Below are 14,166 nucleotides of genomic sequence, written 5' to 3'. Positions count from 1 at the left end.
GGTCCTATTGCTTTTCCTATATATCCCGGTAACTGCTATTTATAGAATTTTAATCCTATGATATAATTAGTGATATTTTGGTAATTAATAAGTTTATAAGTATAAAATGATTGGGTGAATAAAATGGAAAAAATACTTATTATTGAAGATAATAAAGATGTAAATATGATGTTAGCAGAAGCACTAAGTTCTGAGGGGTATTTAATAAAATCATCTTTTACAGGTATTGAAGGAATTAAAGAAGCAAGGACAGAAATGTATGATTTGATCTTATTAGATATTATGCTTCCTTATAAAAGTGGAGATGAGATTTTAAGAGAAATTAGAGAATTCTCAGATATACCTGTAATTATTATATCAGCTAAGGATATGGTAGGAACTAAAATTGACTTATTAAAATTAGGGGCAGATGATTATATTACAAAGCCTTTTGATTTAGGTGAAGTTGCTGCACGAATAGCTACAAATTTAAGACGTTCTAATAGACAAAAAGTAAATAAAATTTTTAAGTATAAGGATATGGTGCTTGACCCAGCTACAAAAAATGTAATGGTTAATGATATTGAGTTAGATTTAACAGCAAAAGAGTATTTAATTATTGAACTATTAATGCAAAACCTAGGTAAGGTATTTTCTAAAGGTAATATTTATGAATCAATATGGAAAGAAGAATACCTTGGAGATGATAATGCTGTAAAAACCCATATGAGTAATTTACGTACTAAACTAAAAAAAGCAAATCCAGAAGAAGAATATATAGAGACTGTATGGGGACTAGGTTATAGATTATATAAAGAATAAATTATCTTTTTCTTAACAACTTTTAAAATAGCTTAACCTTTTCTAAACCTTTAGACACTAAACTGATTATAGAAAGGACAGGTGATGAAAATGAAAGAATATGCTTTAAAAGTAAATAACCTGACTAAAAGCTATAGTGGAGTAAAATCTTTAAGTGATGTGTCTCTTACATTAGAAGAGGGTAAAATATATGGACTAATAGGACAAAATGGTGCAGGAAAAACTACATTTATGCGTCTAATAGCTGGACATTCTTTCCCGACCAGTGGAAGCATTGAACTATTTGGAAATAAAGGTGATAAGGATTTGCAGAAGGAAAGAAAAAGAATTGGCTGCATGATTGAATATCCGAGTATTACACTTAACATGACAGCAAAAGAAAACTTAAGACTTCATAGAGTGATGAAAGGGATTCCAAATAAAGAGATAGAAGATGAACTTTTAGAGTTAGTTGGTTTAAGTGAAACAGGAAAAAAGAAAGCAAAGAATTTTTCATTAGGTATGAAGCAACGTTTAGGAATTGCTATTGCACTTATAGGAAATCCTGAGTTTCTTATATTAGATGAGCCAATTAATGGGCTAGATCCAATTGGGGTTGTGGAAATAAGGAATCTATTAAAAAAATTATGTGAAGAAAAGCAAATGACAATACTAATATCAAGTCATAATTTGCCGGAGTTATATCAGACTGCAACAGATTATATTATTATTCATAAAGGCGAGATTAAGCAGACCTTAACACATTCAGAACTGGAGGAAAAGTCCAAGCACCATATTCTTATTAGATGTGATGAACCAGAAAAACTAGTAAGAGTTTTAGAGATGAATTTAAATACATCAAACTATAAAGTTATGCCTGATAAGAGTGTTAAACTTTATGATTATCTTGATGATAAAAAAGCTGTAGCAAAAGCTATATATGATAATGAGATAATAGTTACAAACTTTTCTGTTGAAGGAGATACTCTTGAAAACTTCTTTATTTCAGTTATAGGAGGTGGGCAAAATGCTTAATTTAATCCAAGCAGACTTATTTAAATTAAGAAAATCAATGGCAATTAAAGTTCTAGTTGGGATTACAACATTTAGCTCAATAGTGATGGCACTGATGGCGTATTTTATTCCTAAAGGAACTATTGATAAAAGCATGACTGGAATAGGATTTATGTTTTCAGACATAAATATGATGAGTATTATTGGAGCTGTTATTGCAGGAATTTTTATATGTGGTGATTTTGATAATAAAGTGATTCATACTGCTGTTTCAAGTGGATATAGTAGAGGTACAATTATTATAGGAAAATCAATTGTGTTTTTAATTTCAATAGGCATTTTATTAATTCCTTATACACTAGTAACAGTGATTTGTTTAAAATCAGGTTTCACATTTAGCATGGGTTCAGTAGGGGTAGGCTTTTTAAACTTGATAACTAGGAATTCAGGAATAGCCTTGGCTTCAGGTTATGTAGGGAAACTTATTGTTGTAATGGTAACTTTGATAATTGTATATGGTGCTCAATTAAGCATATGCATACCAATTTCTCTTACAATCAGAAGACCAGTATTTGTTATTGCTATTTATTATGGAATTACTATTCTTTTTGCTCAATTAGTAGGTATTAAAGATAAGTTTAGAGTGCTTAGTGATATTTTCTCTTGGACACCATATGGAGGAAACTATACTTTTTTAACTTTGGATTCTGGAGTAGGAGATATATTAAAAGCTCTTATTGTTAGTTTAGCATTTATAGCTATAATGATGATTGTTTCATACAGTGTTTTTAGAAGAGCAGAAATTAAGTAATGAAGGGTTAGTGAGGGTTTATGATGGTTGCAGTTTGCGTATTAACAATTATAATAATTTTACTTGTAATATATTTAGTATTTATGGAGCTGCAACTAGAGTATATAAATAAGCAACTAGGTAAAAGACTAAAAGACAAAACACGTCAACCAATAAGTTTGGCACTTCAGAGTAGAAAACTAAATACTTTGGGGGCAAATATAAATAGATGCCTTAAGGCGGAGGAAACCCTCCGTCTTAAAAGTGTTAATGAGGAGAAGAGAGTTAAGGAGTTAATCGCAAATATTTCACATGATTTACGTACACCATTAACTGCTATAAAGGGATATCAGCAGCTTATGGAAAAAAGTGAATTAAATGATAATCAGCGAAATAAGCTTGAAATTGCACAAAAACATACACAAGAATTAGGGAATTTAATTGAGTATTTTTTTGAGTATTCGTATCTTATTAATACAGAACCAGAGATTAGTTTAGAATCTATTAATATAACAAATATGGTAACAGAATGTTTAGTTTCAGCAATTCCTTTATTAGAAGAAAAAAATTTGAAGCTAGATTTTGAAGAAGCCCCACCTATATATGTATATGTAGATAAAGAAATGGCTAAGCGAGTCATTCAAAATCTAATAAGAAATTGTATTCAGCATTCAAGTGGAGATATAGAAGTTAAGGTGTTAATAAAGGAAGAAACAGTAATATCATTTAAAAACCCAGTTGGAAATTCTAAGGAGATTGATGTTAATAGGATATTTGAACGATTCTACACTGGAGATAAGGCAAGGAAAAATAGCACAGGATTAGGGCTATCCATTGTAAAAATTTTAGTGGAGCAGATGGGTGGTAGTGTATTTGCAGCATTAGAAGATGATAAATTAGACATTCAAGTAAAGTTTCCTTTAATATAGGTAGTATTAAATAGTTAAATTAATGACTCGAACAAATATATTTTAGGTTTCATATTATTAAATTAAGGAGATGAAAATAATATGAGACATTGCTTAAAAAGATGTGTTTGCCCAAAGAGATACACTTGTTCAGTAGATGATGGAAATAGACCAGATTACACCTTGCCTTGTGATGGAGTAGGGACTATTCAAATAACAAGCATTATTGGAGCTCAAGGTGCACCAATAGGAACTGGAAACTTAATAAATATTCACAAATATATAACGGCTTCGGGAGCAGTAATTACTTGGGTAGGTAATATTGTCTTGGTATGTGAGCATATTAAAATAGCCAATGTTTGGAGTGTATATGCACTTCCATTTAAGGTTGAAGATGGTCTAGGAATTGTACAGAATATACTTTACCCCAATTCAATGTTTACCTTAAAAGCAGGTGATAAATTAATAATAGGAATAGATAAGTTTGGGAATATAACTAGAGTTCGCTATATCCTACCTAAGTTTGAAATAACAAATGAAGTAATCGAAGGCTTTGATCCAAAGCAAATAGCCGTGTATTATAATACATTCGAAGGAAGTAAGGTTTTTGTAGATACCTTATATAATATAATGAATAAGAAAATTGATTATAAGATAATTAAATGTTAAAGGAGCCTAGATTTTACTAAGCTCCTTTAATTTATGTTTAATAGAAGTCATTTAGTTATCTTATAAGGTCATAGATTTAACATTAACCCCTTCAATTTCAGTTAGCTCATTTTCAAGCTGTTCAACTTCATTTGATTCTGAATTGATATGTAAAAGAATCAAACCTCTCTCAGAACATGATTTTTCACTAGTTTCGTGTAAACCAAGCCTTGTTGTAATAATACAACCATGTTTAGTTAATACAGTTTGAACTTGAGGAGCGTGTGCAGTTCTAGGGTCGATAGTTATAGCCATTATTGTTGTTTCCATAAGATATACCTCCAATTAGAAAATTATTACACATAACAGTATTGCCAATTAACATAAAAAAATTCAAAAGAAGATGTGTTAATTAAATATAAATGAAGAAAACCTTACGAAACATTAAGAATAAGCAGGAAGTATTGTACAGGCCTCAAACATAATTTATAATCAAAAACAATACAGCTGTAGTAATAAAACTATAAAAATTAAGAGAGCAATTAGATAAATTAATATAAAATACTTTTTAATGAGGAGCAGACATGGAAAAAAACAAAAACAATGAAGTAAAACTAACATCCGGATTGTTTATAGTGTATTTTTTAGTTTTAATCTGGATTATTTTATTTAAAATGCAAGTTTCTTTTAATAACTTACCGCATTTTAGAGGAGTGAATTTGATACCTTTTGCTGGTTCAGTTATTAGAAATAATCATCTGGATTATAATGAGATAATTCTAAATATGATAGTGTTTATACCCTTTGGATTGTATTTGAGCATGATAAAACCTAATTGGTTCTTTTGTAAAAAGATCATCTCAATAGCAGGTGTCAGTCTATTATTTGAACTATTACAATTCATATTTGCAATTGGGGCAACTGATATAACAGATTTAATTAGCAATACACTTGGAGGTGCTGTAGGAATAGGATTTTATTTTGTGTTTTCTAAAATATTGAAACATAAAACTAACAAAGTTCTAAGTATCTTAGCCTTGATTGGAACAATAGGAATTATATTATTAGGGATACTGATATCTAGAATGGTCACTTTTAGGTTTAAAGTACATTAACTATATTCTTTTAAGCGGCGTACAGTATCAAGGAGTATAAGCAAAATATGAAGCAGTGAAATTCTGAAAAATAGTTTAAGAAGAAAAGAGGTGAATTTTAGTGAGAGTTTGATATTTGTTATACGCACTCTCTCTAAAGAAAAGTCATGTTTATTAACAGAATAGTAGCATTTATAATAGGTATTCCATTAGTAATTATCATAGAAATTTTTAGATATTTCAAAGTAAAATCGCAAAATAAGAAATTTATAAATTATAAAGAAGTAAGCATAGTACTACTTTTTATTTATTTCATAGTATTAATCTCAATTACATTACTTCCATTTTATATAAATTTATCCCATAGAGCAATGCTGGACAGGCCTGAACCTAATATAGTTCCAGTGTTTAATACAATTAAGGATATGGTAAATACACCTCTAGGTGAAAGACATTATATGATTGAATTTTGGGTAGTAAATATTCTAGGTAATTTAATGCTATTAGCGCCCTTATCAGTCCTAGCTCCAATAATCACTAATAAATTTAGAAGCTATAGAAGTGTTACACTTCTTTGCTTTTCAGTATCATTATTAATTGAATCTCTTCAATACATATCATATTTTTTTGGAAACTTTAGATCAGTTGATATTGATGATGTGATTTTAAATACATTAGGAGCGCTGATAGGATTTTTTGTATTTAAGCTTTTAAATAATAAAGTAATTGATAGTTATATAGAAAAACAGTTGGAATAAGTATCCAACTGTCTGAAAAAGGGAAACTTCTGAAATTTTATTTGTAGGTATAAGTTTTTATAATATAAAGTAAAAATTTATACTTTTATTTTTCAGGTTCAACTACGCTTTTTGCCTCATTATATATATCTGACAATTGTTTTGATGGAGTATCATAAGGCTTTTCCTATTGTCTATTTACGCATAATTCAGTAACGCCTGTATGGCCTCCAACTATTTGATTTAAGTTAGCAGAATATATTGATCTTAATTCTGGAGTAGTACTTGTAAGAGTTGCATTAAGATATACATCAGCAGCGCTTTTAGCTGAAGCTAACATATTTGTTGCTATAGTTGCATCATTTAAATCTACATTGTTTTTTATCATATTTCCAATTATATTAGCCATTACTAGACCTCCTTAGTAGTTACATTATTTTCATTAATAAATTGTTGCAAGCCTTTAATTCTACCTTCCATTGCTAAAGCACCTGCATCACCTTGTCTTCTTAAATCTTCGTCTGTTATTAGTGAATTCATAGCTTTTTGGACAACTAAACCGTCCTTTTCCATTTTTAATAAACTTCCTAATGATAGTACTTCTGCATCTGATAGTTTTCTCATATCTTTACCTCCTATTTAATAATACACACAATAATATTTTGTAATTTACTATAAGAATTTAATCATGTAAGTTTATCCAGGAAACTAAGTATTACCTTAATCTTCTTTACATATGATACATAGGTATAATAGTAACAACATTCTTGTTATATGTAACAAGAATGAAGAAATAATATATCTTGTGAGTCAAATTAAATGTAGATGACTACATAATTTATAATATTAAAAGGAGAATTTGTTATGAGTGATCAAAAAACAATGGAAGAAACTAAGAAATTAAATGCACAAGCAAAACAAGGGGGAAGTTCAGCATCATCATTTAGTTCAGGTGCATCTAGTGCAAGTGATATACAAGAGATAAAAAACTTAAATGCACAATCAAGACAAATGGATAATACATATAGTTCAATTAAAACAGGAATACCTAATAGCCCAGCTAGTACAGGGATGTCAAGTGCTAGTGATATACAAGAGATAAAAAATTTAAATGCACAATCTAAACAAAATAAAAATAAATAGCAAATTATATGCCGCAACTTCTTTTAGAAGATTGTGGCATTTTTTAAGTGCTTAATAGGATGAAACAAATTGTTTCTGCCTCTTAAATATGTAATATCATTTATGATATATATACCTCACCTTTTCCTAAGATTACAAGTCGGTAATCATCTTTCATTGGAAGTAAGTTATATTTAGTTGATGATGGATCAAGTCTAATTCCTTGAATGGCTATTTGATGATCATCAAATAGGACAACTAATACGCTTTCTTTTTTAGAAATATTTTGACATGTATAAACTCTATTTTTTGAGGGAGGTAAATCAGATAATTTATATATTCCTTCCTTTAAGGAGTTTGGAGCAGCATTTGGAGTCAAGGTTGAAATATTAAATGAAATGCATAAGCAAGTAAAAAATAAAACGATTAATTTTTTCATTATAAAGCCACCTTTCAATCTTATTATGAACACCGTTTTTCATATTATACTTATAGTTTTATATGTTACTTTGATATAGAAAAACGAATATTAACACATTAAAAGGAAAATATAATATTTAGTGAGGTGATTATTTATGAATAAAGGTAATAATAAAGAACATAATAAGCAAAAAGTTAATGTTGGAACAAAAAGAACTGATAGTAGTGAACGTCAAGGAAATGGAATAAAGGGTAAAAGTAAGTAATGGATTGAGAGCGTAAGCTCTCTTTTTATGGATAATATGTATAAGATTAAATTTATATATTTAAATATTTTAGGGAAAATAATTTTGTGCGTAAATTTATTAATTCATTTTAGGAGGTAACTTATGAAGAAGTTTTTAAACTGGGCGTTAATACTATGTACAGTTATAACAGGGCAACTACTTTATGGAAATAAGGTAAGTGCAAAAGAAATGGACAAAAAATCCCCAATACCGATGGTGGTAAAAGTTGAACAGACAGCACCAAATCAAATACAAGTAACTTATGATAGAGATGTAGATACAAAGCTTGGAAGTAAGATAACAAATTATTGGATACAAGATACTAAAAATGATACTCCAAAAGGCATAGCAACGCTTGGTAAGAATGATAAGGTTAATCAAAACAATTCGCTAAAAGATAATTTAGCTAAAATAAATCCTGTAGCGAGTTCACAAAAAACATTTGTAATAACATTTAATCAGAGTATACCAAAAGGAGAAGAATATAAGGTAATAGTTTGTTATGTAACTGTTCCTGGAGCACCAGCATTTACTGGAGATAATGGAATGGGAACTTTTATAGGAAAATAATATATAAAGAAAAGGATGCCATGTGATACAACTTAAATCACATGGCATTTTTAGTGTAAAGAATTGCTTTTTAACAAGCTGTTCATACAACTTTAACAAATGCAAAATTAGTCAATAATCTATATTTAGAGAAAAAGTTTACAGGCTCATAAATAAAGGATTAATAAAAATAATATAAATTTTTCAAAAATGTAAATAATAGAATAGAGTTACATTTTACTATTATTATCCTTTGACAGAGCAAAATAAAAATAATAATATGTTTAATAGATTAAACCATTAAACATTATTGAGGTGAAGTATGGAAAGAGAGAGAGACATAGAAGCTATTTTAAAGCAATTTAAGGAATGTATTCCTTTCTTTAGTGTTTTAGCAGATGAAATAAGACAAAACATTATAATTCTGTTAGGGCAAGAACTTGATGGACTCAATGTTAATATGATAACTGAAAAAATGCCTTTATCAAGGCCAGCTATTTCTCATCATTTAAAAGTTTTAAAGCAGGCAGGATTCGTAGGTAGCAGAAAAGTAGGAGCAGAAAATATTTATTTTCTTACATTAAAGGAACCAATAGAAAAAATAAAACTACTAATTAACTCAATTGAAGGAAACTAGAAATTTGAGGAAACAACTTAAGTTTAAGTAACTTTGAAGGAATATAATTCTGTAGCAATAAACAAAAATCTAGTAGTCAGTTTAAATTTAATAACATTCTTAGTTAATTACGTAAGATAAATAAAGGAGGAACTTAAATGAGTTTAAAAAATTCCAGTGATAGCAAAAAAACAATGAAAATTATCTTAGCTATATCAATTGCAGCTGTTATGATTATACCTATGTTATATTCTTCTATCTATCTAGGTGCTTTCTGGAATCCATATGGGAGTCTTAAGAATGTGCCAGTAGCATTTGTAAATCAAGATAAGTCAGTTACTAAAGATGATAAAACTTATGAAATAGGTAAGGAATTAGAAGATAATCTAAAGAACAATGATAAGGTGTCTTGGAAGTTTGTAAGCTATGATGAAGCAAAAAAAGGGGTAGAAGGCAAGGACTATTATGCAATGATAGTAATTCCAGAAGACTTCTCTAAGAAGATAGCGGATGCTCAAGATGGAAAGTTTAATACACCAGAAGTTATATATGAAGGGAATACAGGGAAAAATTTTATATTCTCTCAAATTTCTGAAAGAGTAGCTGAAAGTCTTAAATCAGAAATAAGTTCAAATATACAAAAAGAAATTTCAAAAGCATTAGTGGACAACCTGTATGATGTAAAAGTCTCAATAAAGAATGCTGGAGATGGAGCAGGAGAGCTTCAAAACGGTACACAAAAGTTATTAGATGGGGGAAATGAATTATCACAAGGGGTTGGACAAGCAAAAACTGGTTCAAATGAACTTCAAAATGGATTAGATAAGCTAGCTAGCGGGCAAAAGCAAGTTTATGACGGATCAGGAGAATTAATTAAAGGATTAAATGAATTTAAGAGTAACTTAACTCAATCTAATAGCCAAATAAATTCTTTAGTAGATGGAGCTAAACTTGTAAGCGATGGAGCCAATGGCTTAGCAGAAGGAGCAAAAACTGTAGATCCTAATAAACTTACGGCAGCTGCTGATGGTATTAAGCTAGCATCACAAGGCATTGATGGTTCTGATGCAGTACTGCAAGCAGAAATTAATAGTATTAATAATTCTGATATTTCTCCGCAAGATAAAGTGAAAATACTTACAGCAATTGGTGGTATTCATGCAGTAAGTGGACAAAATATAGGTAAGAATATAGGTGATCCTTTAAAGGATTCAGCAAATAAATTAAATCAATTAGTGATTGGATTACCTCAGTTGCAAGCTGGTAGTCTAAAAGTATATAATGGCGTTAGCATGTTAGCTAGTGGGCTTTCAGATACTCAAACTAAGGCAGCTGTAGGAGCAGATAAACTAATTGCGGGCGCAAAAGGAATTCAAAACGGAAGTGGAACTATTCTAAATGGATTAAATACTGCTTCTGAGAAGACTGGAGAATTATCTAGTGGATTAGGAAAGCTAAATAGCGGTTCTAAGGACTTAGTAAATGGATTAATGGATGCTAATGATGGAGCTGAAAAACTTAGTGATGGATTAAATGATGGGTATAATGAAATGAATAGTAATCTTAAGTTTAACTCAGATGACATGTCAAAATTCGTTTCTGAACCAGTCTCTTTAAAAGATAATTCTATAAATGGAGTTAAGTACTATGGAGAAGGTTTGGCACCGTATTTTGTTTCATTATCATTATGGCTAGGAGCCATGTTTGTAAACTTAATAATGTCTATTATTAAGCGCCTAGATATTGTAGAAAATAAATTCTTAAAAAGTTTTATTGGAAAGTTCGCTGCAGGCTCATTAATGACAATAGTTCAAGCTTTAATCCTAAGCTTTGCATTAGTAAAAGGATTAAAAATTGATGTGACAAGTATACCTAACTTTTACTTAAGTAATATGTTCATTTCTGTAGTATTCTTTAGTGTAATGTTTGGAGTATCTTATGCAATAGGAATTATAGGAACACCAATTATGTTTGTTGTATTTTTACTTCAACTTTCATCTTCAGGTGGAACATTCCCTATTGAAACAGCCCCAACATTCTATAAAGTTGTAGGACATGTTTTCCCAATGACTTATTCAATAAATACACTAAGAATGATCATATCAGGTATAAATTCTTCAGTGCTTCACCAGGATATTAGAATAATGATAACATTTATGTTTGCATTCTTAGTTGGCGGGTATGTAATAAAATCATTACTAAATTTAATTACAAAGAAAGATAGAATATATAATAATTTTGATAGAGATGCTGAAGCAGCATAAATAATTGATAGTAAAGAGCTCTAATACAGGGCTCTTTTTTCATTTGGATGAATATACTTAAATGTTATTACATAATTTTACATTTGATAATAAAAGAATTAAAATTAAATGGGGTGAGGTTTATGAAAGAAAAAAATAATTATTTTGAAACATTAAAGGTATTTGCTTGTGTTGCAGTAATTGCAATTCATGCAACAGGCTTTATCGTAGTAAATAGAAATTTATCATTTACTACGAATTGGTGGGGAGCTATAGTATATAATTCTATAGGTAGATGGGCTGTGCCAATTTTTATAATGATAAGTGGTGCTTTATTATTAGAGAAAGAAAGAGAAGTTAATTTAAAGAAGAGGATAATAAGAATTATTATACCATTATTATTCTGGGGGATTTTCTTTTACTTGTTTAATTTATATGCATTCGGACAAATTCAAGCATTTTCAATTTATGATATGGTTAGTGGATTATTAATGGGCACTACATCATATCATATGTGGTATTTATATATGCTACTTGGATTATATCTTTCATTACCTATTATTAAAATATTTATTAATTCTGCTTCAAAAAACAATATAGAGTATTTTATGGGGATATGTTTTGTTGTAAGTGGTATTTTGCCACTAATCACAAAGTTTTTAGGTATTGATGTAAATCTAAAGGTAACTATATTTGGGTGGGAAGTTGGATACTTTGTGCTAGGATACTACTTAAATAATTATAGATTAAATAAAGTGATAGAAAATGGAATATACCTAACAGGGTTTTTGAGCATTTTTATAACTATATTTGGAACTGCTCAGCTTTATAAGAGCGGAAGTTTAGATGAGTTTTTTCTAAGTAGTGGATCAATAACTTGTATTTTAATGTCTATGGCAATTTTTCTATTAGCCAAGAATTTCTTGAATAAAAAGGATGATATAATAGAGATATTATCAAGTAACACTTTTGGTATATATTTAATCCATCCATTTTTCTTAACAATTATAAGAATGAATGTATTAGGAATAGATTTAAGTAATATAACTGGTAATGCTATTATTGATATTCCAATAGTTGTTTTTTTAGCATTCATGGGTAGTTGTTTGTTATCAATAATATTTAGAAAAATAAAATATTTAAAAAGGGTAGTGAGTTAAAATTTATAATTTACATAAGCTGAAGGAGTGGTGAAAATGAAATTTAGGATAAATATACTAATGTTTGATGAATTTGAAACCTTAGATGTATTTGGTCCAGTTGAGATATTTGGGAAAATGCCAGAAGTATTTGAACTTAATTTTATATCTCTTAATGGAGGAATTATTTCAAATAGTCATGGAGTAAGAATTGAAACTAATATTTATGAAGAAGCCTCATCAACTGAAGAAATATTATTTATTCCTGGGGGAGCAGGAACAAGAGAGGAAGTTAGGGATAAGGATTTTATACACTTAATTGAGGATATTGCAACAAAAGCTAAGTACATATTAACTGTATGTACAGGATCGGCTCTTCTTGCAAAGACAGAAATACTTAATAATAGAAAAGCAACCACTAATAAAAAGGCATTTAACTGGGTAACAGAGCAAAATGAAAAAGTATTATGGATCAAACAAGCTAGATGGGTAAAGGATGGAAACATCTATACTTCAGCTGGAGTATCAGCAGGAATGGACTTGGCATTAGGATTTATAGAAGATATTTTTTCTAAAGATCAAGCCTTAGATATTAGTCAGAGAATAGAGTATTTGTGGAATGGGGATAGGGAATATGATCCTTTTTCGAGTTTATATGATTAAAAGCAAGTCATATCATTACTATTGAGTATTGTAATACAATGTAGTATACTGAATAGTAATGATAATTATTGTGTTTATTGTAGGTCGCTATATTTGTTCTCGATAGGGAACCATATTCTTAGCGGCTTTTTTGCTTTATTTACTTAAGGTGTTTTTAATAATTATTAATACTAACATAGGAAAAGGACTGATATAATGAAAAATAAAACTAATATTATACCCTATATTACCGCAGTGATTACTAACTTTATATTTGGACTTAGCTTTTTATTTTCAAAAAAAGCTTTGAGTGTTGCAGACCCATTTGCATTACTTTCCTTTAGATTTTTGGCAGCATTTCTTGTTATGACTTTACTTATTATATTTAAGGTGATAAAGGTTGATTATAAAAATAAACCATTAAAGTGGCTTATTATACTTGCTTTTATAGAACCAATTATTTATTTTATTTTTGAAACATATGGAATTCAAAGGACATCAACTTCCTTAGGCGGACTTATGATAGCATTAATTCCAATAGTAGTAACAATTTTAGCAGTATATATTCTAGATGAAAAACCAACTTTAAAACAAGGAATTAGTATAATAGTATCTGTATCAGGCGTTATTATAATAATATTAATGGATAGTTCAAATGACTCTGGAAGTTCACTGTTAGGTGTAGTATTATTAGCCGGAGCAGTGTTTTCAGCTGCCTTCTTTAATATAATTGCCAGAAGAATTTCTAGACATTTCACTCCCTTTGAAGTTACTTATTTTATGATGTTCTTAGGTGCAATATGTTTTAATGGAATTTCGATTATTAATCATTTAATTAATAATAATATGTCAGAGTATTTTAAACCTTTAAGTAGTACAACCTTTATTACTTCAGTTTTATATCTGGGAATTTTATCATCAATAATAGCTTATTTTTTAATCAATTTTACACTTTCTAAGTTAGAAGCCTCAAGGTCTTCAGTATTTGCTAATATTTCAACAATTGTATCAATAGTTGCTGGGGTAGTATTTTTACATGAAAGTTTTCATTTATATCATGTTATGGGATCCACAATGATTCTTCTAGGAGTTTGGGGGACAAACTATTTTAAGGCAAAGATTGATTAATTACTATCATAAAAAGACAGGTAGTATTTTTTTACTACCTGTCCTTCTT

17 protein-coding genes and 1 pseudogene are annotated in these 14,166 nt (G+C 29.2%); 14 read left to right on the top strand and 4 right to left on the bottom strand.

Annotated elements, in window-relative coordinates:
• Positions 1-123: 123 nt before the first annotated feature.
• From PTZ02_RS07530 to PTZ02_RS07510, 5 genes are all read left to right on the top strand, one after another.
• On the top strand, positions 124-801 hold the full coding sequence (locus PTZ02_RS07530) for a response regulator transcription factor (RefSeq protein WP_274227176.1): 678 nt from the start codon (positions 124-126) through the stop codon (positions 799-801).
• A 90-nt stretch (positions 802-891) separates the two neighbouring features.
• Complete coding sequence (locus tag PTZ02_RS07525; protein WP_274227175.1) at positions 892-1,815, top strand: ABC transporter ATP-binding protein; 924 nt, start codon at positions 892-894, stop codon at positions 1,813-1,815.
• Positions 1,808-2,605 (top strand): ABC transporter permease, encoded by a 798-nt coding sequence (locus PTZ02_RS07520; protein WP_274227174.1) that lies wholly within the window; start codon positions 1,808-1,810, stop codon positions 2,603-2,605. Before PTZ02_RS07525 ends, PTZ02_RS07520 begins: the two co-directional genes overlap by 8 nt.
• 20 nt (positions 2,606-2,625) lie before the next feature.
• Entirely contained in the window at positions 2,626-3,513 is an 888-nt protein-coding gene (locus tag PTZ02_RS07515; protein ID WP_274227173.1) for a sensor histidine kinase, read from the top strand.
• An 81-nt stretch (positions 3,514-3,594) separates the two neighbouring features.
• Complete coding sequence (locus tag PTZ02_RS07510; RefSeq protein WP_274227172.1) at positions 3,595-4,161, top strand: hypothetical protein; 567 nt, start codon at positions 3,595-3,597, stop codon at positions 4,159-4,161.
• Between the two features lie 60 nt (positions 4,162-4,221).
• On the opposite strand, the gene PTZ02_RS07505 is transcribed toward PTZ02_RS07510, so the two are convergent.
• Entirely contained in the window at positions 4,222-4,470 is a 249-nt protein-coding gene (locus PTZ02_RS07505; RefSeq protein ID WP_202766556.1) for a hypothetical protein, read from the bottom strand.
• A 254-nt stretch (positions 4,471-4,724) separates the two neighbouring features.
• On the opposite strand from PTZ02_RS07505, the gene PTZ02_RS07500 reads away from it, so the two are divergent.
• A complete protein-coding gene (locus PTZ02_RS07500) occupies positions 4,725-5,255 on the top strand; it encodes a VanZ family protein (protein ID WP_274227171.1) in 531 nt (176 codons plus the stop codon).
• A gap of 146 nt (positions 5,256-5,401) precedes the next feature.
• Positions 5,402-5,992 (top strand): VanZ family protein, encoded by a 591-nt coding sequence (locus PTZ02_RS07495; RefSeq protein WP_274227170.1) that lies wholly within the window; start codon positions 5,402-5,404, stop codon positions 5,990-5,992.
• Positions 5,993-6,077: 85 nt separating this feature from the next.
• On the opposite strand, the pseudogene PTZ02_RS07490 reads toward PTZ02_RS07495, so the two are convergent.
• Both PTZ02_RS07490 and PTZ02_RS07485 read right to left on the bottom strand, forming a co-directional pair.
• Positions 6,078-6,380: pseudogene (locus tag PTZ02_RS07490) on the bottom strand (spore coat protein).
• A gap of 2 nt (positions 6,381-6,382) precedes the next feature.
• Entirely contained in the window at positions 6,383-6,595 is a 213-nt protein-coding gene (locus tag PTZ02_RS07485) for a hypothetical protein (RefSeq protein WP_274227169.1), read from the bottom strand.
• Positions 6,596-6,835: 240 nt separating this feature from the next.
• Between PTZ02_RS07485 and PTZ02_RS07480 the strand changes: the two genes are divergently transcribed.
• A complete protein-coding gene (locus tag PTZ02_RS07480; RefSeq protein WP_274227168.1) occupies positions 6,836-7,114 on the top strand; it encodes a hypothetical protein in 279 nt (92 codons plus the stop codon).
• Between the two features lie 100 nt (positions 7,115-7,214).
• Here PTZ02_RS07480 and PTZ02_RS07475 read toward each other — a convergent pair whose 3' ends face one another.
• Positions 7,215-7,532, bottom strand: coding sequence for a hypothetical protein (locus tag PTZ02_RS07475; protein ID WP_274227167.1), 318 nt, complete (start codon positions 7,530-7,532; stop codon positions 7,215-7,217).
• A gap of 370 nt (positions 7,533-7,902) precedes the next feature.
• On the opposite strand from PTZ02_RS07475, the gene PTZ02_RS07470 reads away from it, so the two are divergent.
• The 6 genes from PTZ02_RS07470 to PTZ02_RS07445 all read left to right on the top strand — a co-directional run bounded on the left by PTZ02_RS07470 (position 7,903) and on the right by PTZ02_RS07445 (position 14,117).
• On the top strand, positions 7,903-8,370 hold the full coding sequence (locus PTZ02_RS07470; protein ID WP_274227166.1) for a hypothetical protein: 468 nt from the start codon (positions 7,903-7,905) through the stop codon (positions 8,368-8,370).
• Positions 8,371-8,671: 301 nt separating this feature from the next.
• The gene (locus PTZ02_RS07465) at positions 8,672-8,986 is read left to right on the top strand and encodes an ArsR/SmtB family transcription factor (RefSeq protein ID WP_274227165.1); all 315 of its coding nucleotides are present in this window, start codon (positions 8,672-8,674) and stop codon (positions 8,984-8,986) included.
• A 137-nt stretch (positions 8,987-9,123) separates the two neighbouring features.
• Positions 9,124-11,229, top strand: a complete 2,106-nt coding sequence (locus PTZ02_RS07460) for a YhgE/Pip domain-containing protein (protein WP_274227164.1) — start codon at positions 9,124-9,126, stop codon at positions 11,227-11,229.
• Between the two features lie 122 nt (positions 11,230-11,351).
• Positions 11,352-12,368 (top strand): acyltransferase, encoded by a 1,017-nt coding sequence (locus PTZ02_RS07455; protein ID WP_274227163.1) that lies wholly within the window; start codon positions 11,352-11,354, stop codon positions 12,366-12,368.
• A gap of 36 nt (positions 12,369-12,404) precedes the next feature.
• The gene (locus tag PTZ02_RS07450) at positions 12,405-13,010 is read left to right on the top strand and encodes a DJ-1/PfpI family protein (protein WP_274227162.1); all 606 of its coding nucleotides are present in this window, start codon (positions 12,405-12,407) and stop codon (positions 13,008-13,010) included.
• A gap of 195 nt (positions 13,011-13,205) precedes the next feature.
• Positions 13,206-14,117, top strand: a complete 912-nt coding sequence (locus tag PTZ02_RS07445; protein ID WP_274227161.1) for a DMT family transporter — start codon at positions 13,206-13,208, stop codon at positions 14,115-14,117.
• Positions 14,118-14,166: the final 49 nt, after the last annotated feature.

Origin of the sequence: Clostridium sp. 'White wine YQ', assembly GCF_028728205.1 — a bacterium.
GTDB lineage: Bacteria > Bacillota > Clostridia > Clostridiales > Clostridiaceae > Clostridium_T.
This window is presented reverse-complemented; position numbering and strand designations above follow the sequence as displayed.

What these genes read in the sequence shown, in the direction of transcription:
- PTZ02_RS07465 (WP_274227165.1), top strand. Translation starts at nt 8,672, where the DNA reads ATGGAAAGAGAGAGAGACATAGAAGCTATTTTAAAGCAATTTAAGGAA.
- PTZ02_RS07485 (WP_274227169.1), bottom strand. Translation starts at nt 6,595, where the DNA reads ATGAGAAAACTATCAGATGCAGAAGTACTATCATTAGGAAGTTTATTA.
- PTZ02_RS07520 (WP_274227174.1), top strand. Translation starts at nt 1,808, where the DNA reads ATGCTTAATTTAATCCAAGCAGACTTATTTAAATTAAGAAAATCAATG.
- PTZ02_RS07500 (WP_274227171.1), top strand. Translation starts at nt 4,725, where the DNA reads ATGGAAAAAAACAAAAACAATGAAGTAAAACTAACATCCGGATTGTTT.
- PTZ02_RS07445 (WP_274227161.1), top strand. Translation starts at nt 13,206, where the DNA reads ATGAAAAATAAAACTAATATTATACCCTATATTACCGCAGTGATTACT.
- PTZ02_RS07505 (WP_202766556.1), bottom strand. Translation starts at nt 4,470, where the DNA reads ATGGAAACAACAATAATGGCTATAACTATCGACCCTAGAACTGCACAC.
- PTZ02_RS07470 (WP_274227166.1), top strand. Translation starts at nt 7,903, where the DNA reads ATGAAGAAGTTTTTAAACTGGGCGTTAATACTATGTACAGTTATAACA.
- PTZ02_RS07515 (WP_274227173.1), top strand. Translation starts at nt 2,626, where the DNA reads ATGATGGTTGCAGTTTGCGTATTAACAATTATAATAATTTTACTTGTA.
- PTZ02_RS07475 (WP_274227167.1), bottom strand. Translation starts at nt 7,532, where the DNA reads ATGAAAAAATTAATCGTTTTATTTTTTACTTGCTTATGCATTTCATTT.
- PTZ02_RS07495 (WP_274227170.1), top strand. Translation starts at nt 5,402, where the DNA reads ATGTTTATTAACAGAATAGTAGCATTTATAATAGGTATTCCATTAGTA.
- PTZ02_RS07450 (WP_274227162.1), top strand. Translation starts at nt 12,405, where the DNA reads ATGAAATTTAGGATAAATATACTAATGTTTGATGAATTTGAAACCTTA.
- PTZ02_RS07480 (WP_274227168.1), top strand. Translation starts at nt 6,836, where the DNA reads ATGAGTGATCAAAAAACAATGGAAGAAACTAAGAAATTAAATGCACAA.
- PTZ02_RS07525 (WP_274227175.1), top strand. Translation starts at nt 892, where the DNA reads ATGAAAGAATATGCTTTAAAAGTAAATAACCTGACTAAAAGCTATAGT.
- PTZ02_RS07510 (WP_274227172.1), top strand. Translation starts at nt 3,595, where the DNA reads ATGAGACATTGCTTAAAAAGATGTGTTTGCCCAAAGAGATACACTTGT.
- PTZ02_RS07530 (WP_274227176.1), top strand. Translation starts at nt 124, where the DNA reads ATGGAAAAAATACTTATTATTGAAGATAATAAAGATGTAAATATGATG.
- PTZ02_RS07455 (WP_274227163.1), top strand. Translation starts at nt 11,352, where the DNA reads ATGAAAGAAAAAAATAATTATTTTGAAACATTAAAGGTATTTGCTTGT.
- PTZ02_RS07460 (WP_274227164.1), top strand. Translation starts at nt 9,124, where the DNA reads ATGAGTTTAAAAAATTCCAGTGATAGCAAAAAAACAATGAAAATTATC.